Below are 24989 nucleotides of genomic sequence, written 5' to 3'. Positions count from 1 at the left end.
GTAGACGTAGTAAGATATTTTACATCAAATACAACATCATTAATGACTAATTCTTTCACTATTAAGTCCTCCTTCTCTATTTGTTTCCTTTCCTTAATTCGCCAAAGCTTAACAGGTCACCTCTTTTCTAATATATAACATATCTCTTTCTATAACCCATCTTAAAAAAGAACTCTTGTCTCTGAACCCTAAATATTTTTGTAATGAGTCCATTAAATATCTAACTAACTGACTAACTAAGCTGTTTTATCTGAGCATGCACAAAAGGTGAAAAAAGAAGGATTTCCAGGAACGAAAATACAGTATGAAGGTCATATAGACGAATTAAAGAATATTTTGGAAAATGGAAAGAAGGAAAGATATTTAGAAACAAAAAAACCCTTAGTAAGAAACTGTAGGAGATAAACACGATTATTTTATTAGTAACCGAGAGTAAACACTAATATCCAGATGCCTAAAGTGGAATTAGATAAAGTAAATAGACAAGGAAATGGGACGGGATAAAAATAAGGGATTGAAGGTACCATGGAAGAGGAACTAGATTGGCCAAATAGATATTTAAAGAAGATTCCCAAAGTTTACACCTATATAATAGTAGCAAAATGAGAGGTAGGAAAAAGAAAGAGAATAAAACAACATTTGAAAGGTAAATTCTGTTGAAAGAACGAGAACTTCAAGAAGTAACTCAACATCTAGAAGGATTATTTGAAGATTTAATAAACGAGGATATCACAGAAGAGGAATTTAACTATTTGTCTGATGAGCTTTACAAAAGACAAACCAGACTTAGATATGAGATTGAGATTGAAAATGGGATATATTACAGGAATTATTTCAAATTTTAAAACTAGCTAACCAAAAGGACAAGGGTAGCTTTCTTAAGAGCTAGAAAATCATATATTCTATACATACAAAAAAATAGTTAGTTATAACATAAATTGAGAAATTGATAGGATCTTTAACTATTTAAAATAAGAGTAGCCTTTAAGCAAGAAAAGAGGTTGTTTCTTAGGGGAAGTAATTAAACTTAATAATCGAATCAAACATTTTATTGGTTACATAGACTGTTTAAAAATGACTTAATATTATTTTAATTAAGGTTTTTGAGGTGTTTTTAAATTAAATCGCCTAAAGCTTTTTTAAGAAGAAAGGAGCTTTCACAATGACCGATCTAAAACTATTATTTAAAAATGTTACATTAGGCAATATAACATTAAATAACCGAATAGGGGTTGCTCCAATGGCATGCGCAAGCGCAACTTTTGAAGGGGTGGCAACCAATCAGATGGTATCATACTACACATCATTTGCCCGCGGAGGATTGGACTTATTATTACGGAAGCAATTTATACTGATGACAAGTATAGTCAAGGATATTTTAATAATCCAGGTCTTATTAATGAAGAACAAACACAAGCATGGAAGAAGGTCGTCGATTCTGTCCATCAAGCAGGTGCTAAAATATTTGCACAAATAATGCATGCGGGAGCCCTTTCACAAGGGAATCGTTTTATTCATGAAACAATTGGACCATCTGCTGTCCAGCCAAAAGGGAAACAAATGGAATTTTCTAGGGAGTTATAGAGGAGTGCTTCTCTTGAAACATTTCTATAAATTTAATAAGAGGTGTAGAGAAGGTAGTATCATCCCGATAAATGAAAAGTGTATCAACTAATGAAAATTTTTCGGGAATTGGATAATAAGTAATCTCTTCGAGATGGCTGTATTTTTGTACAATAGACAGAGGAAGTAAAGTAACTCCCAGTCCAGCTGCTATACATCCCATAAGCGCATCCAAGGAACCAAACTCCATAACTTTAGAAGGCCTAACACCCTCTTCATGTAACCAATGTTTAAACTTCTCCCGATAAAAACAACCTTTGTGTAATACTAAAAGTGTTAAATTATCAAGACTTTCTGATTCTAAAGAACGGGAAAGAAACAGGTTTCCTACTAACACTAACTCTTCTCTGAAAACTTTTTTTACAATAAGATCAGGGTGAGATAGAGGTCCAGAGACAAACGCACCATCCAATTTATAATTTAATACGTCTTCAATATGCCGACCAGTAGGCCCCGTCTTTAAGTTTAAATCTACTTGAGGATAAGTAGAATGATACCTAGAAAGAAATCTAGGTAAATGAACGGCAGCTGTTGTCTCCATTGACCCAATACTTAACGGCCCCTGAGGCTCTTCTTCATCTCTCATTATTTGTTTCGTTTCTTCTAAAAGACGAAAAATCTTATCAGTATAGGTTATTAATAATTCCCCTTTTGCTGTTAGGGTAATTCCCTTGTTATGTCTATGAAATAAGACAGTCTGTAAGCTATTTTCTAACTGTTGCATCCGAGTCGTAATATTGGACTGTGCATAGTTTAGCTCTTTTGCAGCCTTTGTGATACTTCCATACTCGGCAACTGCCCTAAAAATACGCAATGATTGAATATCCATGTTTTTTCACACCTATTTTCTATTTGTCATCTGTTAAAGTGATGGCAAAGATCTTTATTTCGAATTATACCATATGGAGAAAAGCGTATATGATAAATATAGAGCATCTTTTGTAAGGAGTGAAGAAATGGATAAAAAAAACCTCTCTTTTTTAATAGGAGGATTACTTGCAATGGCCATTGCATTAGGGATCGGAAGATTTTCTTACACTCCTATCCTACCTCTTATGCAACAGAAATTTGATTTTCCAGAAACCATTGCCGGTTATCTCGCTTCAGCTAATTATGCAGGCTATCTAATTGGAGCTATTTTAACTGGACTATTTTCCATGAAGGGAAGAACGATTCCTATCTTAAGGATAAGCTTAATTATTGGTGTTGCGACCACGTGCTTGATGAGTTTTACGACTTCTTATACGCTTTGGGCAATATTAAGATTTTTATCTGGAGTGTGTAGTGCTATTGTCTTTGTATTGGCCTCAAGCATAGTTTTAGGAAAGCTGAGAGAAATAGGTAGGACGAATTGGGCTGGTTTCTTTTATATGGGACCTGGCTGCGGGATTTTCCTAACCGGCATTTCCATTCCTTTTTTTTATCATAGTTGGGGCTGGAAAGGAGCGTGGATTGGTTTAGCTGGGTTAAGCTTACTTTTGTTAGTTGTTATCTTTCTAACTTTTAAAGAACATCCTGTCTTCCTACATAGTAAAAAAGGAGGCGAAGCTCACCAAAGTACAGCTCCACCAAGAGAATGGTTACCTTTCTTGATAGTAGCCAATGGCTGCGAAGGATTAGGGTATATTGTAACGGGCACATTTATTGTCTCTATCGCCCAAAAAACACCTTCTTTTCATTTCGACCCTTCTGTAATTTGGACAGTAGTAGGTATAACAGCCATTCCTTCTTGTCTATTATGGTCAGCGTGTTCTAAAAGATGGGGATTTATCAAATCGTTAATCCTAGCTATGTTCATACAAGCTGTCGGTGTAAGCATTCCTGTATGGTCATCTTCCTCCTTTAGTTTGCTTGCGAGTGCTGCTATATTTGGAGCTACCTTCATGGGGATTACCTCTCTTGGAGCTACGCTGCTAGGGCAAATGGTACGAAAAAACAACAGCCGGATAATGGGATATTTCACGGCTGCTTACGCAGTTGGACAAATGATTGGTCCTACTCTTGCTGGAGTGCTTTCAGAGGCCACAAATAATTATAATACCTCTTTGCTAGGAGCAGCAGTAATTGTTCTCATAGGGTCTATATTACTTATGTCAGGATTAAAGTATGAAAATAAAAAAGAACTTACTACCAAGTCCCATCGCTTATTTAAATCTTAATACAACTCGTGTAGTTTACTTCATAATCTGGGGGAGAAAAATGAATTTATATAATCGCGTTTGTGAAGTTTTAGATATTAAGGTGCCCATTATACAGGCTGGTATGGCAGGAGACAAAATTACAACAATAGACCTTATCGTAAACGTATGTGAAGCAGGTGGTCTCGGAACATTAGGAGCTGCTTATATGCATCCAGATGATATACGACAAGCTGTGAGAGAGATTCGAAAATACACAAGAAGCCCCTTTGCTGTTAATCTTTTTGCTACTGAAATGGCAGATAATACAGGTGGGTTAGAAGAGGTTCAGCAAGTATTAGACACGATGCGAGGTGTTTTAGATATTAGGCGTGTTGATCAAGAAGTCAAAACTAAAAATTTATTCAAAGAGCAATTTAAAGTATTAGTAGAAGAACAAGTACCTATAGTAAGCACAGCTTTTGGCATTCTTCCGTCTTATGCGATGAAAATAACAAAAGAAAATGATATGAAAGTTATCACAATGGTTACAACCGTCAGAGAAGCCTTAACTGCACAAGAACAGGGTACAGATGTGATTATAGCGCAAGGAAGTGAAGCAGGTGGTCATCGGGGAACATTTGATGTAAATGAACATCCTTATGGAGCTAATATTGGGCTCTTCTCACTTGTACCTCAAATAGTAGATCAAGTAGATGTTCCTGTCATCGCCACTGGTGGAATTATGGATGGAAGAGGACTAATCGCAGCTTTAGCTCTGGGTGCGAGTGGTGTACAAATGGGAACTGCCTTTTTAGCAACACAACAATCTGGAGCACATCCTTGTTATAAAGAGGCTCTTCACGAAAGTAATGAAGAAAGCACGGTTCTCACTAGACATTTTTCAGGTCGTCCCGCACGAGGAATAGCAAATACTTTTATTAAGGAGTTCGAAACCTCTAATATTCAACCGTTATGTTTTCCTACACAAAATACAATTACGGGAGATATTCGAAAAGCTGCAGCTAAGCTAGGTAATAAAGAGTATATGTCTTTATGGTGTGGCCAAAGTACAAGGCTATTAGAAAGAGATAGGACAGCAGCTGATCTAGTGACAGCTACTATACAACAAGCAAAAAATATTTTAAAAACACTCAATTATAGTTAAATCAGCAAACGAGCCTCTTTCTATAGTACTTACCCATTGGATCTATAGAATTGGGCTTTTTCTATTCAATCATTTACTCTAAAGGTATAATAAATGATGTGAAAAAATATTTGAATTGTAAGGTGAACAACATGAGAATTGGTTTTTTTGACTCTGGGATTGGCGGAATATCAGTATTAAATGAAGCAATAAAACATTTTCCGAAAGAAGATTTTTTATATTATGCTGATACGCGCAACGTCCCGTATAGAACCAAGACAAAAGAAGAAGTAAATAAACATGTCCAAACTGTAGTAGAAGATATTCTTAAAGAAGAGGTTAAAGCACTTGTTATTGCTTGTAATACAGCTACTAGCATCTCTATTAATGAATTAAGGTCTATTTACGATATCCCAATAATCGGAATGGAGCCTGCTGCAAAGCCTGCTATTAAACTAAGTAGTTCAATGGATAAAAGGGTGCTTGTTTTTGCTACAGACTTAACATTAAAAGAATTAAAATATAGAAAGTTAATTACCAGAATTGATAAGGGTTCAATTGTTGACCCATTACCTCTTCCAGAATTAGTTGAATTCTGTGAAGACCTAAACTTTAATTGGGATGAATTAAGTACGTATTTCAGAACAAAGCTAGAAGGATTTGATTTAAATCAATATGGTACGGTTGTATTAGGTTGTACTCATTTCCCTTATTATAAGCCTATATTAAAGGAAGTTCTGCCTTCTCACATTCAACTTATTGATGGCGGTAAGGGTACCGTAGAAAGGCTTTCAAGTCTTCTAAACGAAAAGAATTTATTAAGTGATAATGGAACCAATGATATTTCATTTAAATGTTCTAATAGAGATAAGAACTATATGCTAAAGATGAGAAATGCATTAAATGTACTTCAAAATGAATTAAATAAACCAAAAAGAAAGCACCTTAAGTAAAGGTGCTTTCTTTTTATTTCCTGTAATGGGTATTACGTTTAGTTTCAATTTTCAACATATCGATAACATAATAAACTAACTCTACATTACATTTCATCATTTATATGTTTTGTAGAAAAAGAACCAATTTGTCACCACTTTAGGTAACTAATAAAGCTAATCAATTTAACGAGATACTTTATTAGTTACTTACCGTAATGGATTTTATCGGAAGTAAAATAAATTTTATAAAAAATAATCATATTTCATGTTTTATTTTCAATGACACGGGTAAAGTATTGAGATTGAAAGATGCTTTAAAATTGAATAAGTTCTTGGTACTTCAAGCAAACCACTGTTATGCTTTTTTAATAAACAATATATCAGCAGTGCTACAAGATGTTTCATTTTCTATACATAAATAATATTCAAGATCCTCTATATACTGTCCTTTGTTGTTAACAGAATGTTCTTTATAGATACCCTCGCCTTAAAAGAAGAAGCTTATGAGGAAATATAATTAAGACTTTTTTAAAAAAGGGGGTTATAAAATAGGAAATGGGAAAAGTTTCTCAATTATTAGGAAAACAAAGATAAATAGTTTAACTCCTTTTTAACGTGGAAGACAATAAACAAGTCAAAAATTATTAGGAGGAATGTAAAATGGCAACTAATAAAAATAATGACAAAATGAGCCATGAAGAAGCTGGAAGAATGGGTGGAGAAGCAACAGCTAAAAACCATGATAAAGAGTTTTACCAAGAGATTGGTGAAAAGGGTGGAAAATCTAACAACAAACGTAATAACGACTAATTAATTGTCTATAAAATTGAAGCATCATTAAAATAAATAGAAAAAACTACTTCTGAGTTTTCAGGAAGTGGTTTTTTCTAATTTTAGTCTGTATGCTTTATTCTTTTTTAGTTACCATAATCAACGTTATAAGAACCTATAAAAAAGAGAGAAGATCATGTTCCTAATCTTCTCTTTTTCTATATTTCAACTGTCCCCCTTTATAAATAAAATTCAGTATTAAACAAAATCCTGCTAGAAGCCAACCAATAATAGGGGAATAAATAAAAACATTTGTTAATAACAATCCTCCACAAATAGAGATCACCGAAAACATTAATAAAAAAACGTTAGTACCTTCATTTTTATTCATATAAATCACCTCTCTAATTAATCAACTAAGTGAAAAAATAAAAACTTTGAAAGAATTCCATAATATTTCCTAGCTTCTAAGAAATATTTCTCAAGCAAAAAAGGACATTTCTTTTATGCCCTGTTCCCTCGTATCAGCCCCGCCTACGCTAAATACTATGACAGCCACTCATGCCATCCAACCTACACTCAGTATAAATGAAAGCGATTACAAAGTAAAGTAATTAATTAAATATTCTGTTTATTATTTTTATTATATTCAACTTGTCTATTACGAATAATACCAAATATGATGAGATAATTACTCAAGATGATATCAATCATCTCATCTATAATCTTTGAAAAAACTTCTGATTGAGCTCAGGAGTTTTTTGTCTTTTTAATACTGTATACGCCATATATTCTTAGTTAACATAATCAGCGAAAGCCGAAGTTAGCCAATCGCAATGTAGATGTCTATCTTTGACAGCCCTCTCAGTATTTGATACATTAATTAGTTCCGGTAGACGAAAAGCAAAATTAACAATCATTAATTATAAAAGGGGGATATTTAAATGGAATTTGATGTATTTGAATTAGTTGAAGCAAAACGTCAAATTGATTCAACTTTACACAAACTCAGAGAGACAGTAAAAACTTTTGAAGCTAAAGAAAATCCTAATAGATATAAATCCCAAATTACCTTAGCTAAAAGACGAATAGAAGCATTCGAAATTTCAGTATCTCTTATTGAAAGAGAAATAAATGACCTTGATAAAAAAATCTGATTTTCAATTTTTTCTTTGGTTCAAACTATGATTATTTTAGAATTAAGTTTTACATCAGCCCCTAACCTCTTTCCAAAGCTACTAAATCAAAATAGATGGATTCTAAAGCAGTCCAATTGGGACCTCCTTTTCTTTAAATATTTTACATCTATATGTAACTAAACTGCCCGTAGTTGAACAAGGAATAATGTGTACCCTATACATGTTAAGTTTACATAAGTCATCTTAAAGGAACCAAGAAAGCAAAAGAACCCTTCAGGAAAAGGGTTCTCTCGTGGGTGCCTTTAATTGGATATGCAGCTTTTATACATATGCTCAATCAGAAAAATGTAGTCTTTATAGAAAAATGTGTTATTATTTATTTACTAATATTTCTACCTCATGACAAATATTAGCTGTAAAAAGCAGCCTCGCTTGCCAATTGTCGAGATTGCTTTTTATTTTGTTACTTTAACATCTTGTAATAGATTTAAATATTTCGACCGTAAAAGTATACGTTTATGGGCTATCTATAGCAGACAAACCTGGACATTAATAAAATAAAAGGCTATACCATTATGAAATGATGTAGCCTTTTATTTTTAAGTATTAGATGAAATTTGTAAAAATATAATCAGTTTCTCTACAAATATATCATATTCATATGATTAAAGATTCTTTTTTTAATTAGGCACACTTTATTATGATCGAGTCAACATAATAAAAAATAAAGAAAATAAAACAAAGAACTATTTACATACTTAACTTTCCACTTATCCAACCTTCTACAAAATCTTCCAATGAAGGTGCAATCTGGGCTCGATGATTGTTCTCATGATTCCAAACATAAATATCATTTTGGTTTATAGATCTATCTGATGTTGAATATCCAAACATATCACCATTCCCAGCATCTGCGAAAAATAACAAATTGTTAAAAGGGATGTATACGTCCTCCATTCTGTCTCCTAAATTTAAATTTTCTCTTATAATTTTCTCTATAGACCAAATTAATGAGCAACCATAACCATCATTTACACCATTTGTTTCGTACAATAAACTTCTTAATTCTTTTGGAATCTGAATACTAAATAGCTTTTCCAGCACTTCTATGTCCTCTATACTAGCCGGTTCTCCATATACACATTCTGTTGAAATATTTTGTATTAAATCCTTCCACATAGGCTCACCTTCTTTATTAAAAGATTATATGTTAAGTTGGTAAGATAACATATAATTGCTTCGGTAGCTGTGAGAAAATTCACAACTTTAAGATCTGGAGAACGTTATAATGTATTTGACCTTCTTAACAAAGGCTCAGTCTTTCTTTGCATTATATAAGAACAATCATTCTGTAGTAATCTCTGTTCTGCTATGTTCGGAGATTTTTTTCTATGTTGAGAATAACTTCTAGTTGTCATAATGTCTCCTTCCGAAGCACATAGTAAAAAATAGCTTTTGTACCATAAGAAATCTCAGAGGCTCTTTTTATTTCAGAATACACGGATTAAAGGTCTTTTGAAAAATATAGAGGTAACCCATATTCAGATGACAGAGTTTAACCACATGTTTTATAAAAAGGCTTGATGGATTAATTCTTGTATAATGTTTGTTATTGTAATTAAAAAGCAGATCTTATCCAAGGATAAAATCTGCTAAAAAATCAAAAAGAAGTAATGAAAACATCGTGATTTACTCAATGATTCATTAATTAAAGGAAGAATGTCATTCCCAGTAGGACTATTCCCCAGAACTTCTCTTTAATATTATTGTATCTTTTTCCTTATCTATTTTCTTATGAATACGTAAGTAATAGTAGGCATAGCATCCAATTGCAAATGGGATACCACAATATAAAGCAGCCCTGAGAGAATCAACAAAAGCCATACTAACAATGACTACTAAACAGAGTATAAAGCAGGTAATTGGAACAATAGGATACAGAGGTGTACGGAAGTTTAATTGATTAATATCATTTCCTTCCGCAATATAAGCTTTACGGAAATTTAATTGAGATAAGGCAGTTAACATCCAAACAGTGATACCAGCTAGGCCAGCAATCGATACTAAAATTAGAAAAACAGTATTAGCAGCAATGAAGCTTGTTAAGAGGGATAGACATGCTACTAAAAAAGTTACACTTAATGCACGTAATGGCACCCCTTTTTGGCTTAATTTTGAAAAAGATTTTCCAGCGAATCCTTCACGGCTCATAGCCCATAACATTCGTGTGGATGCATATAACCCTGAATTTGCAACCGATAAAACTGCAGTAAGAATAACAAAATTCATCACATCTGCGGCATACGGTATCCCAACATTGTCGAAAACATAAACAAATGGGCTATCCACTGTTCCTGCTTTTCGCCAGGAGATTAAACTAACAAGGATAAGCATGGAAATCACATAAAAAAATACTGTTCGCCAAACTGTATTTTTAATAGCTCTAGGGATTTCCCTATGTGGATTTTCAGATTCTCCAGCTGCAATACCAATCAATTCGGTTCCTTGAAAAGAAAAAACAACTCCAATCATGGCAAAGAAAACACTACTAAATCCATTTGGAAAAAATCCGCCATTATTCATTATGGTAGAAACACTTTGAACTGGATTTTTTGCCCCATGAGTATCAAGAAATCCAAAAATTATACCTGCCCCAATTATAATAAATAATAAAATGGTTACAATTTTAATGCTTGAGAACCAAAATTCTGTTTCTGCAAAACTGCGAGTAGACAGAGAGTTAATAACAAACAAAGAAGTTCCAAAAATAGCACACCAAACCCAAACAGGAATATCAGGAAACCATCGCTGCATTAATAATCCAGATGCTGTGAATTCAACACTTACTGTAACTGCCCAATTCAACCAGTACATCCACCCCACAGTAAAACCTGTTCCAGGTCCTATATATTTTGTTGCATAAGCTTGAAATGATCCTGTCACTGGCATGGATACGGTCAATTCACCAAGGCAAAGCATAACTAAGTACATCAGGAAACCCACAACGAGGTAAGCTAATATAGCACCACCAGGACCCGCCTCGTTGATAATATGACCCGAATTTAGAAAAAGTCCTGTTCCAATTACTCCACCGATTGAAATCATAAATAAATGTCTGCTTTTCATATTTCGTTGAAGCTCATTGGATACTTCTGTTTTTTTACTATGCATGTATAACCCTCTTCCTAATAGTATGATTTAATTATTTTTGTGCTATAAGCAGAGTTCTCCTTTAATCTAAAATTTTAAACGAGCAGATCAGTTGAAGAGAATTTAAAATATGATTTGAATGAATATAGTTTTTTCATAATTTTTAAAATGTCTATGAAAATCTCAAAAAAATATAATTTAACTTTCCTTTCCAAGTTACTATAAGTCTTTTCAATACAAAAAAACTTCGCAAAAATAATAATTCTCTTTTTGCCAAGTTCCATTCTATAAACTAATAACTAAATTGGAGTCTTGTTTTATTTATTTAACTTCACCTAAATAAACTTATATAACTAATATTTTTAAGTTTGATAGGTATTTGATCTACTCTCTTGGAGAAAACCCTATTCTAAAAAATAACATCATACCTGATTTTTATATTTCAATCTTGTTGTTAAAATATTCCATTAACTAAAATTTAATTCATCCACTAAAGGCTATATTATCTAGAATTTTCAGAATTATATTCAGTATATCTGCCGAATAAATAGTTGTCAACGCAGAAATGTATGCGCTATCAAAAACTGGATTGACAACTAATATACCCTTCAGTATATACTAATCTAGTAGTAAGGGAAGCACAAAGGGGGAACATTTTATGAGCAATCAGGTTAAACAAAAGAATAATTTTTCAATGGGTAAGTTAACTTCTTTATTGGTTCTCTTGCATAATACTGAACTGGTGAAAGAAGTTGAACAAGAACTGAACTCAAGGGGTTATAACTATACAGTTGGAAAAGTTGGGGCTATGGAGCTATCAAAAGTAGTTGCTGCTGTTGAAACAAGTGCTAAAAATAACCATATTATAAATGCTAATTCGTATAGGGAAGTCCATGCTCTTTATCATGCCATATTGGAAGCAATTCAGGGAGTAAGTAGGGGGACTTTACAGTTAGGAGATATTTTACGTACAGTTGGTTTAACTTTTTCAATTGTCAGAGGAAATATTGACTCCTCTGGTTATGGTGGAGAATGGATTAGTGTATGTGTCTATGGAACTATAGGTGCCCCCAAAAAAGGGTTTGAACATGATGCATTAGGTTTTGGATTCAACCATATCTAAAAAAATCTATTCAAAGTAGTTTAAATAAATATTTTTTAATTTTAAAAAAACAATTGACAAATTATTCAGATAAAGAGATACTGGTTTCAGATACATTAGTTGCTTTAAGCTTTAGATCTTAAAGTATAGATTCATTTAGCATTGTTAGTTATGTTTGTTTTAGATATTTAAAATTGTATTTAAAGCCCATAGTTTATTCAGTTTAGTTTATAGGGGGCTATATCAAAAAAGATTTGTTTCTTTTTTGATATAGCCCCTTTTTATGTTCAAAAAACAACAAGATTTTTTAATTTAAAAAGGAGTGATTAGAATGTTTGTTCAAATAGACGGTAACTCATTAACGTATGAACAAATTCACCAAGTTATTTATGAAGGTTATTCTGTTAAAATTAGTGATCACGCGCTAGAAAATATCAAAAGAAGTAGAGCTTTAGTGGAGGATAGCATTACCAATAACAAGGTAATTTACGGTGTGAACACAGGATTTGGGAAATTCAGTGACACAGTTATTTCAAAGGATGATTTAGCCGATTTACAAATCAATTTAATTCGAAGCCATGCTTGTGGGCTTGGGGAGCCATTTCCTATAGAAGTAAGCCAAGTTATGTTACTTCTAAGAGCTAATGCATTAGCGAAAGGCTATTCAGGAATTCGTCTAGAAACGCTGCAGTTATTAATAGATTGTTTAAATCAAAATATCGTTCCAGTTATTCCTAGTCAAGGATCACTAGGAGCAAGTGGTGATCTAGCTCCTCTATCGCACTTAGCCCTATTATTAGTTGGAGAAGGCGAAGCCGTCTTTGATGGTGAAAAAATGTCAGGTGCAGAAGCATTGAAATTAGCAGGCCTTCAACCAATCAAATTGCAAGCTAAGGAAGGGCTTGCTTTAATCAATGGAACCCAAGCTATGACTGCTGTAGGTGTGGTTGCTTATATGGAGGCTCAAAAGTTAGCTGACCTTTCAGATGGAATTGCTTCCCTAACATTAGAAGGTTTACAAGGAATTGTTGACGCTTTCACACCAGAATCTCATTCTGTAAGACCTTACCCTGAACAGAAACAAGTGGCCGAACGAATTCTTTCTTACCTTGACGGTAGTCAACTAACCACTACTCAAGGACAAATTCGAGTTCAAGATGCGTATTCATTACGATGCATCCCACAAGTTCATGGTGCTATTCAACAAGTTTTAAATTATGTAAAAGAGAAACTATCGATTGAGATAAACTCAGCAACAGATAATCCACTAATCTTCTCGGACAGTGGAAATGTTATTTCCGGTGGAAACTTCCATGGGCAACCTATCGCTTTTGCGATGGACTTTCTTGGAATTGCAATGTCTGAAGTAGGAAATATTTCTGAAAGACGTATCGAACGATTGGTGAATCCCCAACTAAGTGATTTACCGGCATTTTTAAGTCCAGACCCTGGTCTTCAATCAGGCTTAATGATTACTCAATATGCTGCTGCTTCATTAGTTTCGGAAAATAAGACATTAGCTCATCCTTCTAGTGTAGACTCTATTCCATCTTCTGCTAATCAAGAAGATCATGTGAGTATGGGAACAACTGCTGCTCGCCATGCTTATCAAATTATTCAAAATAGCAGAAGGGTTCTTGCCATCGAAGCTATCTGTGCTGCTCAGGCTGCTGATATTAGAGGTGTAAGTAAGTTAGCTCCAGAAACAACGAAACTTTATTCGAGAATTAGAAAAGTTGTTCCAACAATTACAAAAGATCGAATCTTCTCACGTGATATTGAAAAATTAGCTGCTGATTTAAAAGGGGTTGTAAAAGAAGTTAATTACGAAATGGTACGTTAATGAACGTGTGAAGTCGTTTTTATTATAAAACTTTAGCAAAAACTTATTAAAATATTAGGGTATAAATCTTTCTTTTTCTCAATTATGAGAATTTATGAGATTTCCTGTATAAAGTAAACCCGTATGAAATATGGCCAGATTATAAGCAATTATCTATAAGAATAAATTTGAAAAAACAGTTTAAAATTATTTGAATTAATTTACAGGGGGAAAAAATATGACTACTGAACAAAAAGTAATTAAGGCGCCTCATGGAAAAGAATTAAATACAAAAGGTTGGGTCCAAGAAGCTGTTCTTCGTATGTTAATGAACAATTTAGACCCACAAGTAGCCGAACATCCAGAGAAATTAATTGTATATGGGGGAATAGGGAAGGCAGCTCGAAATTGGGATGCATTCGATCGTATCGTAGCTACTTTGAAAAATCTAGAAGAGGATGAAACACTATTAGTACAGTCAGGGAAGCCTGTAGCTGTTTTCAAAACTCATAAAGATGCACCACGTGTACTCTTAGCTAACTCCAATATTGTTCCTGCATTCGCAAATTGGGAAAAATTCCATGAACTCGATAAAAAAGGATTGATGATGTATGGGCAAATGACAGCCGGTAGCTGGATTTATATTGGAAGCCAAGGCATTGTACAAGGTACGTATGAAACATTTGCTGAATGTGCGAAACAACATTTTAATGGTAGTCTCGAAGGTACCATTACCGTAACAGCTGGATTAGGAGGCATGGGAGGCGCCCAGCCATTAGCCGTTACAATGGCAGGAGGTGTAGTCATTGGAATTGATGTTGATCGAACACGTATTGAAAAACGAATTGAAACACGATATTGTGACGTTGTGTTAGAAAGCTTAGATGATGCTATTGCTTTAGCACAAGAAGCAAGAGACTCAGGAAAAGCGCTCTCGATTGGTTTGGTTGGAAATGCAGCTGAAGTACTTCCTCAAATGATTAAACGCGGCTTTATTCCAGACATTGTAACGGATCAGACATCCGCACATGATCCATTAAATGGATACCTTCCAGTAGGCTTTACTTTAGAACAAGGGGAAGTATTACGTACCGATAATCCTGAAGAATATGTAAGGAAATCTAAGGCTAGTATGGCTGTTCATGTTCAGGCTATGTTAGATATGCAGAAAGAAGGAGCCATTGCTTTCGACTATGGAAATAATATTCGTCAAGTAGCGTTAGATGAAGGCGTAAAAGACGCGTTCAACTTCCCAGGTTTTGTACCTGCTTATATCCGTCCTCAATTCTGTGAAGGAAAAGGGCCTTTCCGTTGGGTAGCTTTATCAGGTGATCCAGAAGATATTTATAAAACAGACGAAGTTATTTTACGTGAATTCTCATATAATACTCATCTTTGTAACTGGATTAAAATGGCGAGAGAAAAAATTGAATTTCAAGGATTACCGGCGCGTATCTGTTGGCTAGGATATGGAGAACGTGCACGATTTGGAAAAATTATTAATGAAATGGTTGCATCCGGAGAACTTTCAGCACCTATTGTTATTGGTAGAGATCATTTAGACGCAGGATCTGTTGCTTCGCCAAACCGCGAAACAGAAGCGATGAGAGATGGCAGTGATGCTGTAGCAGATTGGCCAATTTTAAATGCACTAGTTAATACAGCTGCAGGGGCAAGTTGGGTATCCGTCCACCATGGTGGCGGCGTAGGAATGGGATATTCTCTTCATGCAGGTATGGTTGTAGTAGCAGATGGCACGGAAGATGCGGCTAAACGTCTTGAACGCGTATTAACAACAGATCCTGGTATGGGGGTTGTTCGCCATTTAGATGCAGGCTATGAGTTAGCCATTCAAACAGCCAAGGAAAAAGGCATGAACATTCCAACATTAGACTAAAGGAAACGGAGTGAGTATTATGTCATCTATTACGTATATTAAACGTGCCTCACAACTGATTACAGTTAGAGGTGGAAGTAAAGAACCAAAACGTGCTCAAGATATGTCCGATATCGGTATTATCGAACATGGCAGTGTTGTAGTGGAAAATGGAATGATTACATTTGTTGGATCAGATGTTGAAGCAGAACGCTATGTTCATACTTTGAATGGACATATAAATACGATTGATGCTTCAGGAAAAATTGTTACTCCAGGTCTAATCGATGCTCATACTCATATTGTGTTTGGGGGAAGTCGTGAAAAAGAGCTAGAGATGCGATTAAACGGAGCTAAATATATTGATATCCTAAAGGCAGGCGGAGGAATTCTCCAAACAACAACAAGTACAAGAGAAGCTACAGAAGAACAGTTGATTCAAGAAACCTCCAAACGCCTAAATCGTTTTCTACAATATGGAGTTACAACGATTGAAGCGAAAAGTGGATATGGTTTGACACTGGAAGATGAATTGAAACAGCTACGAGCAGCAAAAAAGCTCGATGAAAGGCATCCTATAGATTTAGTTTCTACCTTCATGGGAGCTCATGCTGTTCCAGTTGAATATAAAGAAAATCCAGACGAATTTGTTCGTTTAGTGATAGAGGAAATGATTCCAAGAGTTGCAGAAGAAAATTTGGCTGAGTTTTGCGATGTTTTTTGTGAAGAAGGAGTCTTTACAATTGAACAGTCCGAGCGAATTCTTGAGGCAGGAAAAAGATATGGTTTAAAACCAAAAATACATGCGGATGAAATTGTTCAATTTGGCGGTGCAGAACTTGCAGCAAAGGTAGGGGCTGTTTCAGCAGACCATTTATTACAAGCATCGGATGAAGGTATTAAGCAAATGGCTAAAAGGGGTGTTATTGCAGTCTTGTTGCCAGGTACAGCGTTCTTTTTAATGGAGAAGCCTGCGAATGCAAGAAAGATGATTGAAGCTGGAGTTCCGGTTGCCCTTTCAACTGATCGTAATCCAGGGTCATCGCCTACTGAATCATTACCTTTTATTATGAATCTAGCATGTCTTACGATGAAGATGACGCCAGCCGAAGTTCTAACAGCATGTACAATTAATGCAGCTCATGCCATTGGAAAAGCTGATGAAGTGGGGAGTATCGAAGTAGGAAAGAAAGGGGACCTTGTTTTATTTGATGCACCGAATTATCAAACGTTGCAGTATAACTATGCAGTGAACCTTGTAGATACTGTCATTAAAAAAGGACAAGTGATCGTGGAAGGTGGGGCTTTATGTGATGTACCCGTACCCACAACTTAATCGTCCCTCTTTTCATTGGGAAAGACAGCGTTCCACTGAACCTAAAGTAAGTGATTGGATCGAGACATTTGAAGTGCAAGATGAAATAGATTTTCAAGCTGTAGATGTAACCGTTTTGGGAGTCCCTCTTTCAAGATCTTCTATTAGTGCCTCCGGGGCAAGTGAAACACCCCTTGCCATGAGACAACTATGGAAGTCGTTTAATCCGTATCATATTGAATATGATACGGATTTGACCCCCTTATCGGTTTTAGATTTAGGCGATGTCAAACAGCATGTAACAGATATTTCACTTTCTCACCAGTATATTAAAGAAGCAATGATTTCAATGCGGAAATATCACCCTCATACACTGCCTATCATGTTAGGGGGAGATCATTCGATTACGGCTATGTTAGTAAAGGGCTGGAAATCGTCGCATCCAGAACAACGTATAGGAATTCTTCAATTCGATACACATTTCGATTTACGCAGTTTAGAAGATAACGGACCATCAAATGGAACACCCATTCGAAACTTGATTGAGAGTGGTACGATTGAAGGCAAAAACGTTTGGAATATTGGCCTGCATGGGCTTTATAACTCGAAATCTCTCAAAGAGTATGCAGATACACACAATATTAATTACGTGACCTTACTTCAAGCTAGAAAAACAGGAATCTCTAATACAGTTGAAAAAGCCTTAGACGATTTAGCTAAGAAAGTGGATGTCATCTATCTTACAGTAGATATGGATGTTCTTGATGTTGCTTATGCCCCTGGTGTACCAGCAGGAACTACAGGAGGAATGAGAACGGATGAATTGTTCGAAGCGATATATATGGCTGGTTCACATCCATTAGTCCAAGCAATGGATATTGTATGTTTAGACCCTCTACGTGATAAAAGTGGAATTACTATTAAAGCAGGAGTACATGTATTTTTAACCTTTTTAACAGGTTTTTTAAATAGGTAATAATATGAATTTTTAACCTTTTACATTAAATAATAATTTATTTCGCTTTATTTGTAAGAGTGATGGTTAACGTGCTCTATTTTTAAAAAGTATCTAATATCGATCTTATAGTCAAACGCTGTATATTATCTTTACAGGAACCTATACAATAAAAGAGAAGAACACATTTGTGATCTTCTCTTTTTTCCATTTAGATAAATTTATTATGTAACATTTTAAATAATATCTATATCCTTTATATTTTTAGGTATTTTTTAGTCTTTTAATATCTGAAATTTACTTCATTCATTAATCTATTTAAAGCAATTTTTAAAATATCATAATCTGTATACTCTTGTTTAGAAGATAAATATCTCTGCCCTTTTTCCATCAATAACTTTTTAATCTGATTACATAAATCAATTTCAGCTTTCAAAAGTTTTATTTCTTTGCTGGTTTCCATTTGTTGATGCACAAAAACAACTCCTTTTTCTTTTGAATGTATAGAAATATTCTATGCTGAAGATAAAGCTCCTTCATTTATAAGCTTATTTTTTGTATAAAAGAGTAAACTTCAGTAGCATTTTCTGTTTTTAATCTGTATGTCATATATATGTTCAGTTAACATAATCACTTTTCTGAAACGCACAATAAAAGGAACTCATTAGTTCAGAAAAAACAATGAAAAATATTACAGTGTTTATCTTCAATTAATAATTAACATATAATACCATGTAAGAATTATAGATACAGAACTATTTTGATCGAGAGGCGATAACAAAATGGAAAACTTTTATTTGTTTGTGATTACATGCATATTTCTAGTTATTTTACCTGGTCCGGATACTGCAATCATGACAAAAAACACTCTAACTGTTGGGAGACAGGGAGGGTTTAAAACGATGCTTGGAATTTGTTGTGCACTATCTATTCACACATTAACTGCTATTTTAGGACTTTCGGCGATTATTGCGAAATCGGTTTTGTTATTTTCTATCTTCAAATATATCGGTGCAGTGTACTTAATTTATTTAGGCATCAAGTCATTATGGACATTGAGAAATAAAGAAAAAGCAGAAACAACTGCCGAAAATAAATATAAGAATAAGTCTTCTTTCAAACAAGGTTTCCTTACCAATTTACTAAATCCAAAAATAGCTGTTTTCTTCCTAACCTTTCTGCCACAGTTCGTGAATCCTGGAAGCAATACGTTTATGCCGTTTCTTATACTTGGGATAACTTATATTGTATTAACCGTCGTGTGGTATTTATTTTATATTTATTTACTTAACCAGATTAGTGCTTTTATGAAGAAGCCTAAGACACAAAAGGTTATCGAAGGAATAACAGGTACTATACTGATAGGATTTGGTATAAAACTAGCTCTAGAAAAGGCTCATAATTAGATAGTTGCGATTTCATTATCGATACGGATTCCTATATAGCTTAAAAACAGAAAATCCACTGGGCTTAATCAGTGGATTTTCTGTTTATTGAACGTTAGTCGTAAAGTGATGATTCATCCATCTCAGTTAATTTGCTCAAAAGAGTAAAAAAATATGTACATACATAAAAAATGAAGTGTATTTTAAATTTATGTTTTGAAACAAATAAAAAAGGGAAAAGAATCTTGATTTTATTCCAGATAGATTTTAGATAAGAAAATGGTTAATATGTGAAACAAACTATAATATCAAACCTGGAGGGAAGGTATGTCAATTAATAAAGAAGTTTTCTATCGCGGTAAACGATTTAAAATCATTCATATTTATAGTTCTGGTTATTGTGAGCTTAGAAAAATTAACGATCCATTTAAAGTAGAACTAGCTTTATTAAATGATATCCTATTAACATGATAATAATTGGAGATATTCTTAGTTAACTAATCAAGGCGTTTAACTTTGATTTTTGTTGTAAAAAACTTATTAATCATTTTTCTGATGAAAATAAAAAGCTAAGTTCTTTATGCTTAAAGGACTTAGCTTTTTATAATATCTGTTAGGGAAACTGGCTTTAGGTAGCAAGCTTTCCTTTAACGTTCTGAAACAAATTCATAGTCCGTAAAAGTATACCTTTACGGACTTTTCTTTTGGATAGAAAATCTATCTTTTTTAACGTTCGTTTAAGTTCTAAAGTTAATTACGAACGTTTATTAAAGATAATACACTTTTACGAACGTTTTTTTGTAGAATAAGAAGAAGAGATCTATAAAAGGGGTGTAAAAATGGAAAACAGAAGATTTGGATACATACGTGTAAGCAGTCAAGATCAAAATGAAGGTCGTCAACTTCAATCCCTGCAAGAAGTGGGTATTTCTCCTCGCGATATTTTCATTGATAAACAAAGTGGAAAAAACTTCAATCGAGAACAGTATCAATTATTGAAACGAATGATTCGTAAAGAGGATATCCTTTATATTCATTCGTTAGATCGTTTCGGTCGTAATAAAGAAGAAATTTTACAAGAGTGGAATGCGATCACAAAAGAGATTGAGGCTGACATTGTCGTCTTGAATATGCCGTTGCTTGATACAACTCAGTATAAGGACAGTTTAGGCACATTCATTGCCGATTTAGTTCTTTAAATTTTGTCTTGGATGGCTCAAGAAGAACGGGACCGAATTCGTAAGCGACAACGTGAGGGTATTGATGCTGCGCTGAATAAGGGAGTATCTTTCGGGCGACCTAAAGCTCAAGTCAGTAAAGAGTTTATTGAAGTTTATAATCGATGGAAGCAAAAAGAAATTACAGCCGTACAGGCAATGAAGGAAGCAAATATAAAAAAGACAACGTTTTATAAGTTAGTAAAGCAACATGAAAATACGCATAATGTGACTACTATATAATTAAGAAGAAACTCGTCTAAAAATTGCTTACTTCTTAGAGATAAGCCTATTTTACACGAGCTTTTTATAATGATTATGAAATAAATGTTAACTTTTAAAACTTATAAACGTTAATAATGAATTTTTCTCTATTTCTACTTTTGTTATATTCCTTCTGTTTTTTGTAAGAAAGAAAGATCCTATAATGAATAAAGCTATTAGTAAAGTTAAAAAGAACTGTGTACATAAAGAATCAATAAAAGGCATTGCGATAAAAATACTAGTAATGCCAACAATCGTGCTGTATGTTAAGTAAGGGAACAGCCACATCCTTATTTTGAGTTTCTCGGGCTGCTCCTTTTCACAACTTTTACGCATACGTAATTGAGAGAAAGCGATTACCAAATATACATGAAGAGCGACTCCTCCAGAAGCATTGACTAGAAACAAAAAAATCTTATCAGGAGAAAGATAATTAAAACCTACGCTAATATAAGAGATAATTGTACAGCCTATAATTGCATTAAAGGGAATTCCTTTTCTATTTACCTTTAAAAATAGTTTAGGTGCATCTCCTTTCTGAGCCATAGAAAATAACATGCGAGAACTTGTATAAAGACCTGAATTTAAGCAAGAAAGTACAGCTATTAACAAGAGAAAATTCATTACTTGAGCTGCTGCTGGAATATTGACGATTTCTAATAGCGATACAAAAGGACGTTTCATCAAACTAGAAGAATCCCAAGGAAGAACTGTTACAAGAATCAGGATAAAACTAAGATAGAAAAGTAAAATTCTATAGATGACAGTATTTGTTGCGGATATAATTGCTTTCTCTGGATGAGGTGATTCACCTGCTGCTGTGGCTACAAACTCGGTTCCCATAAATGAGAACATTACAACCGTTACTCCTAAAAAGACTGAACTGATTCCATTGGGAAGGAACCCATCTCTATGAAAAAGGTTTGATGTTCCAGGTGACTCTACTCCTGATATAAAACCGCATATGATAGCCCCTCCAAGGATTAAAAACAGAACAAGACTCACTACTTTAATTAAAGAAGACCAATATTCAAATTCACCAAAAGACTTGACAGAAAAGTGGAAAAAGCCGGTTTGAAAGTTAAAAAGCCTGAAGAACTGATTATCCCTGAAGAACTTCAACATAAATTTGATGAAATTCCTGCACTGAAAACAGCTTTTGAAGCATTGACTCCAGAACGGCAAAGAGCATATATTATTTATTTTTCTACAGCTAAGCAATCTAAGACTCGAGAATCAAGGGTTGAAAAATGTATGCAGAACATTCTCAATGGAAAAGGGTTAAATGATTAAAGTTATTTAAAAAATAGCCAATTTAAGAAGCCACTTATATAAAACAAGTGGCTTTTTTCTACTTAATTCTTTCAAATATTATGTTTAATGACGTCATTGAATTCTTCTACTTCTTTTCGAATACTAATGGTTGGTCCCCAAGAATCGATAAGGTTGATAGCTTTTTGGCTTGATTGTAAAGCCTCCATATGCTCTCCTTTTCGTAATAACAATTGGGCCATTCCATAGTGGTAATATATTAATTCAATTTGGTTGGCTTTATCTTTTTGATAAAGAAGGCTATTAAAGCATTTTTCTGCTTCTTCAAGCTTATCACAAATGACATAAGCTACTCCTAAATTGAAGTAAGCTTCAATGGTCTTTTCTCCTCCATAGATTAAACTGATTTCATTAGCTTCTTCGTATAACCAGATGGCTGCTTCATAATTTTTATACAGCATAAATAAATCACCGCGCACTAGCAAAATTCTATGCTGAATAACTGGTGTAGTAGAAATCTCCCTAACTTCTTTAAGAATACGTTCTGCTTTCTTAGGATTATTCTTCTTTAAAAAAAGCCTTGCTTTTAAGGAAAGTCCCAAAGCCTTCAAATCGTAAACATCAGAATTGTCTGAGCTTAACTGATCTAGTGTCTTTAGACCGGAATCTATTTGTAGTAGGGAATCATCTAGGTTATTGACCTCCATCAGTGCCCACCCCAATGTGTCGATTCGAAAAAATGCTTCATGTGTATGTTTTCTAAGTTGTTTTGCATAATCTGCTGCTATTTTCCCATATTTAATCCTTAAAGGTAAATTAATTCGACTTAGAAAATGGCTTATACGAATTACAAGTTCAATCAAAAGCTCTTTTTGGTCGGATTTGTTTGCCCATTTTATAACTTTAAGTATATTTAGCCATTCTTTCTTAATTTCCTCCAAATCACGACCAAGTAAATAACTCCAATAAATAGAATCAGGAAGATCTCGTTTTAAATGGTTGTCTAAATACTGGATATAGTATTGGCTCCAACGCTTACGTGCTATATTTTCGAATTGTTTATCTTCTAACAATCGTTGTTCACCATACGTTACTACGGTTTGATGCCCTAAATAATGAATTTTTCCTTCTATACGTTCTCCTTGAATAAGTGCAAATAGTTTCATTTGATCAACAGCAAAATGGAATCTTCGAGCGTCTAGTCCAGCCACTGTTGCCCAACTTTCCTCATCAGGAGGTTTACTGAAAAAACATAACACTTTCCATAGAAGTAAAGTGTCCTCATTACATCGCTCCCACGTACGTCCAAAAAGAAAATCAAATAATTCCAAAAGTGAGTAACCTGCTTTGCCCAGTTCCTCAATGAGTTGCTGAGCAGGAATGTCATCATCTGCAATGTAAGCTATACTAAGCGCGATAGCTTTAGGGTTTCCAGCAGTAGCCGAAATTAGCTCTTCGCGAATTTCACGAGGGCTATTTAATAACTGTTCCATTTGTTCTTGTTTATTTGAAGAATTAGACATTTTCATATGTTGTTGCACTTCATAAGAAAGATAGTTAAGAGCGTCATCTTTTTCCAGACCCTTTAGTTGAATGGTTACCATATCTCTAAAGTTGTTTCTATATTTTTGTTGTAGATTCTCACGAGATGTGAGTAATACTTTAACGCCTTGTGGAAGATTAGTAATAAATTCATAAATTTCACTTTCAGCTGTATCGATACTATCTATAACAAGTAATACGGATTCTTCTTTTGCATAATTAGCCAGTGCATTACGAACCACAAAACGTTTTTCATCAATTGATCGGTTTATTTGTTCTATCCGTCCAAGTTGGTAAGCAATTGTATTTAGAAAGTCACTAAAGGTTAGTCCTTTCCAATCGGCACTAAACCATATTATAGAGTTGAATTTTGGCCAATCCATTTCAAGGTTTTCTACTTCCTTATAATGCTCCTGAACACATGCGTATGCTACTTCAAGAGCAATGGTTGTTTTTCCAATACCAGCCCATCCGGCAATTAAACATAATGGAGAAGGGGAATTTACCCACTGGCGAATTGCCTCTAAGTCAATGTGTCTTCCAATAAAAACGCCTGACCAACGTGTTGGTAAATTATGTATTGTGGAATATTCTTTGAAATTAGCATCTTCAGTCTGCTGTTTATTAGAAAATAGTTGTTTAACTACTTCCTCAATATCTCCATTAAGGGGTGCGCCAAATGAGTTGTCTGCCCCTAATATTTTCGCCTTTCCCAGACATGAAGATACCCAAGCAGGTAAAGCAGGTTTAAGAATAGGTATAGAAGTTGTTTCCATCAGTTTTGAGAACCAATCTATATCTAAATCCGTTTTTTTTAGTATTATCCATATGACACCGAAAAGCTTCCCATCATCAATACGGCCAGGAATATATTTCAAACCCATCTGGCCTATCCAACTTTTAATTGTATTGGATGATACACCTAATTCATTGGCGACATTAGCTATATAAGATTGTCCTAGTGAGCTATCTTCGCCTTTTTTTCTTTTAATCTTATAATCAGGGTGAAGTTTTAGTTCTTTAACACCCAAAGATAACAGTTCTGCAAATTTCTTCTGATCTTCAATTTCAGCCATAAGAACTTTACACCTCCTATTAGCTTTATTTTAACGCTATATCTTTTTTTGTATATAAAAAAGGAAAGTACAGTGCTACTGTACTTTTATACAGTACAAAAGGCTATTAATAATGTGATGTTAACAGGTAAAATTAGCTCATGTAATAAAAAACTTCAAAATGTATGCACTTACATAATAATAGAAATATATTTAAGATACAGTCAAGTACATTAGAGGTTTATGAGTTAAAAATAAATTCATATTAATTTTCACGTTATGGATTTATATAGAAATTCTAT

19 protein-coding genes and 4 pseudogenes are annotated in these 24989 nt (G+C 34.0%); 16 read left to right on the top strand and 7 right to left on the bottom strand.

All coding sequences use genetic code 11. The features are described 5' to 3' along the window. Positions 1-656: 656 nt before the first annotated feature. Positions 657-845 carry a hypothetical protein gene (locus M3225_RS00225; RefSeq protein ID WP_251390178.1) on the top strand — a complete coding sequence of 63 codons (189 nt, stop codon included), beginning with the start codon at positions 657-659 and terminating at the stop codon, positions 843-845. A gap of 317 nt (positions 846-1162) precedes the next feature. Next, positions 1163-1584 (top strand): annotated as a pseudogene (locus tag M3225_RS00220) (oxidoreductase). On the opposite strand, the gene M3225_RS00215 reads toward M3225_RS00220, so the two are convergent. Then, entirely contained in the window at positions 1571-2452 is an 882-nt protein-coding gene (locus M3225_RS00215; RefSeq protein ID WP_251390176.1) for a LysR family transcriptional regulator, read from the bottom strand. The pseudogene M3225_RS00220 and the gene M3225_RS00215 overlap by 14 nt on opposite strands. Positions 2453-2579: 127 nt before the next feature. Between M3225_RS00215 and M3225_RS00210 the strand changes: the two genes are divergently transcribed. From M3225_RS00210 to M3225_RS00195, 4 genes are all read left to right on the top strand, one after another. Continuing rightward, complete coding sequence (locus tag M3225_RS00210; RefSeq protein WP_251390174.1) at positions 2580-3782, top strand: YbfB/YjiJ family MFS transporter; 1203 nt, start codon at positions 2580-2582, stop codon at positions 3780-3782. A gap of 40 nt (positions 3783-3822) precedes the next feature. Further along, the gene (locus M3225_RS00205; RefSeq protein WP_251390172.1) at positions 3823-4908 is read left to right on the top strand and encodes an NAD(P)H-dependent flavin oxidoreductase; all 1086 of its coding nucleotides are present in this window, start codon (positions 3823-3825) and stop codon (positions 4906-4908) included. A 131-nt stretch (positions 4909-5039) separates the two neighbouring features. Continuing rightward, positions 5040-5840 carry a glutamate racemase gene (gene murI, locus M3225_RS00200; RefSeq protein ID WP_251390171.1) on the top strand — a complete coding sequence of 267 codons (801 nt, stop codon included), beginning with the start codon at positions 5040-5042 and terminating at the stop codon, positions 5838-5840. A gap of 642 nt (positions 5841-6482) precedes the next feature. After that, positions 6483-6632, top strand: coding sequence for a KGG domain-containing protein (locus tag M3225_RS00195; RefSeq protein ID WP_374109803.1), 150 nt, complete (start codon positions 6483-6485; stop codon positions 6630-6632). Positions 6633-6795: 163 nt separating this feature from the next. Here the strand turns inward: M3225_RS00195 and M3225_RS00190 are convergent, their stop codons facing one another. Then, positions 6796-6984 (bottom strand): hypothetical protein, encoded by a 189-nt coding sequence (locus M3225_RS00190; protein WP_251390169.1) that lies wholly within the window; start codon positions 6982-6984, stop codon positions 6796-6798. 553 nt (positions 6985-7537) lie between these two features. Here M3225_RS00190 and M3225_RS00185 point away from each other — a divergent pair. Further along, positions 7538-7750: a hypothetical protein gene (locus M3225_RS00185; RefSeq protein WP_251390167.1), complete on the top strand. Its 213-nt coding sequence runs from the start codon at positions 7538-7540 to the stop codon at positions 7748-7750. A gap of 732 nt (positions 7751-8482) precedes the next feature. On the opposite strand, the gene M3225_RS00180 is transcribed toward M3225_RS00185, so the two are convergent. Together M3225_RS00180 and M3225_RS00175 are read right to left on the bottom strand one after the other, a co-directional pair. After that, entirely contained in the window at positions 8483-8911 is a 429-nt protein-coding gene (locus tag M3225_RS00180) for an SMI1/KNR4 family protein (RefSeq protein ID WP_251390165.1), read from the bottom strand. A gap of 558 nt (positions 8912-9469) precedes the next feature. Continuing rightward, entirely contained in the window at positions 9470-10903 is a 1434-nt protein-coding gene (locus M3225_RS00175) for an amino acid permease (RefSeq protein WP_251390164.1), read from the bottom strand. 637 nt (positions 10904-11540) lie between these two features. Here M3225_RS00175 and hutP point away from each other — a divergent pair. The 5 genes from hutP to M3225_RS00150 all read left to right on the top strand — a co-directional run bounded on the left by hutP (position 11541) and on the right by M3225_RS00150 (position 17973). Further along, positions 11541-12005 (top strand): hut operon transcriptional regulator HutP, encoded by a 465-nt coding sequence (gene hutP / locus M3225_RS00170; RefSeq protein WP_251390162.1) that lies wholly within the window; start codon positions 11541-11543, stop codon positions 12003-12005. A gap of 310 nt (positions 12006-12315) precedes the next feature. After that, entirely contained in the window at positions 12316-13827 is a 1512-nt protein-coding gene (hutH, locus tag M3225_RS00165; protein ID WP_251390159.1) for a histidine ammonia-lyase, read from the top strand. 217 nt (positions 13828-14044) lie between these two features. Beyond that, positions 14045-15703 (top strand): urocanate hydratase, encoded by a 1659-nt coding sequence (gene hutU / locus M3225_RS00160; protein WP_251390157.1) that lies wholly within the window; start codon positions 14045-14047, stop codon positions 15701-15703. 19 nt (positions 15704-15722) lie between these two features. Then, on the top strand, positions 15723-17018 hold the full coding sequence (hutI, locus tag M3225_RS00155) for an imidazolonepropionase (RefSeq protein ID WP_251390155.1): 1296 nt from the start codon (positions 15723-15725) through the stop codon (positions 17016-17018). Further along, complete coding sequence (locus tag M3225_RS00150; RefSeq protein ID WP_251390153.1) at positions 16993-17973, top strand: agmatinase family protein; 981 nt, start codon at positions 16993-16995, stop codon at positions 17971-17973. Before hutI ends, M3225_RS00150 begins: the two co-directional genes overlap by 26 nt. A 262-nt stretch (positions 17974-18235) precedes the next feature. Here M3225_RS00150 and M3225_RS00145 read toward each other — a convergent pair whose 3' ends face one another. After that, positions 18236-18427 (bottom strand): hypothetical protein, encoded by a 192-nt coding sequence (locus M3225_RS00145; protein WP_116079336.1) that lies wholly within the window; start codon positions 18425-18427, stop codon positions 18236-18238. Between the two features lie 307 nt (positions 18428-18734). Here M3225_RS00145 and M3225_RS00140 point away from each other — a divergent pair, with 307 nt between their 5' ends. From M3225_RS00140 to M3225_RS00130, 3 genes and pseudogenes are all read left to right on the top strand, one after another. Continuing rightward, positions 18735-19358, top strand: coding sequence for a LysE family translocator (locus M3225_RS00140; RefSeq protein WP_251390151.1), 624 nt, complete (start codon positions 18735-18737; stop codon positions 19356-19358). 306 nt (positions 19359-19664) lie between these two features. Then, the gene (locus tag M3225_RS00135) at positions 19665-19808 is read left to right on the top strand and encodes a hypothetical protein (protein ID WP_251390149.1); all 144 of its coding nucleotides are present in this window, start codon (positions 19665-19667) and stop codon (positions 19806-19808) included. 368 nt (positions 19809-20176) lie between these two features. Further along, a pseudogene (locus M3225_RS00130) lies at positions 20177-20797 on the top strand (recombinase family protein). 87 nt (positions 20798-20884) lie between these two features. On the opposite strand, the pseudogene M3225_RS00125 reads toward M3225_RS00130, so the two are convergent. Further along, positions 20885-21877: pseudogene (locus M3225_RS00125) on the bottom strand (amino acid permease); the annotation flags it as partial. Here M3225_RS00125 and M3225_RS00120 point away from each other — a divergent pair. After that, positions 21875-22111: pseudogene (locus tag M3225_RS00120) on the top strand (YdeI/OmpD-associated family protein); the annotation flags it as partial. The pseudogenes M3225_RS00125 and M3225_RS00120 overlap by 3 nt on opposite strands. 71 nt (positions 22112-22182) lie before the next feature. On the opposite strand, the gene M3225_RS00115 reads toward M3225_RS00120, so the two are convergent. Beyond that, positions 22183-24708 carry a tetratricopeptide repeat protein gene (locus tag M3225_RS00115; protein ID WP_251390147.1) on the bottom strand — a complete coding sequence of 842 codons (2526 nt, stop codon included), beginning with the start codon at positions 24706-24708 and terminating at the stop codon, positions 22183-22185. Positions 24709-24989 lie beyond the last annotated feature (281 nt).

This window comes from Priestia aryabhattai, from assembly GCF_023715685.1.
Classification (GTDB): domain Bacteria; phylum Bacillota; class Bacilli; order Bacillales; family Bacillaceae_H; genus Priestia; species Priestia aryabhattai_B.
The sequence above is the reverse complement of the archived record's forward strand: the minus strand, read 5'-3'. Positions and strand labels throughout refer to the sequence as shown.

Coding starts and splice junctions, on each gene's coding strand:
- M3225_RS00215 (WP_251390176.1), bottom strand. CDS start 2,452: ATGGATATTCAATCATTGCGTATTTTTAGGGCAGTTGCCGAGTATGGA.
- M3225_RS00210 (WP_251390174.1), top strand. CDS start 2,580: ATGGATAAAAAAAACCTCTCTTTTTTAATAGGAGGATTACTTGCAATG.
- M3225_RS00205 (WP_251390172.1), top strand. CDS start 3,823: ATGAATTTATATAATCGCGTTTGTGAAGTTTTAGATATTAAGGTGCCC.
- murI (WP_251390171.1), top strand. CDS start 5,040: ATGAGAATTGGTTTTTTTGACTCTGGGATTGGCGGAATATCAGTATTA.
- M3225_RS00195 (WP_374109803.1), top strand. CDS start 6,483: ATGGCAACTAATAAAAATAATGACAAAATGAGCCATGAAGAAGCTGGA.
- M3225_RS00190 (WP_251390169.1), bottom strand. CDS start 6,984: ATGAATAAAAATGAAGGTACTAACGTTTTTTTATTAATGTTTTCGGTG.
- M3225_RS00185 (WP_251390167.1), top strand. CDS start 7,538: ATGGAATTTGATGTATTTGAATTAGTTGAAGCAAAACGTCAAATTGAT.
- M3225_RS00180 (WP_251390165.1), bottom strand. CDS start 8,911: ATGTGGAAGGATTTAATACAAAATATTTCAACAGAATGTGTATATGGA.
- M3225_RS00175 (WP_251390164.1), bottom strand. CDS start 10,903: ATGCATAGTAAAAAAACAGAAGTATCCAATGAGCTTCAACGAAATATG.
- hutP (WP_251390162.1), top strand. CDS start 11,541: ATGAGCAATCAGGTTAAACAAAAGAATAATTTTTCAATGGGTAAGTTA.
- hutH (WP_251390159.1), top strand. CDS start 12,316: ATGTTTGTTCAAATAGACGGTAACTCATTAACGTATGAACAAATTCAC.
- hutU (WP_251390157.1), top strand. CDS start 14,045: ATGACTACTGAACAAAAAGTAATTAAGGCGCCTCATGGAAAAGAATTA.
- hutI (WP_251390155.1), top strand. CDS start 15,723: ATGTCATCTATTACGTATATTAAACGTGCCTCACAACTGATTACAGTT.
- M3225_RS00140 (WP_251390151.1), top strand. CDS start 18,735: ATGGAAAACTTTTATTTGTTTGTGATTACATGCATATTTCTAGTTATT.
- M3225_RS00135 (WP_251390149.1), top strand. CDS start 19,665: ATGTCAATTAATAAAGAAGTTTTCTATCGCGGTAAACGATTTAAAATC.
- M3225_RS00115 (WP_251390147.1), bottom strand. CDS start 24,708: ATGGCTGAAATTGAAGATCAGAAGAAATTTGCAGAACTGTTATCTTTG.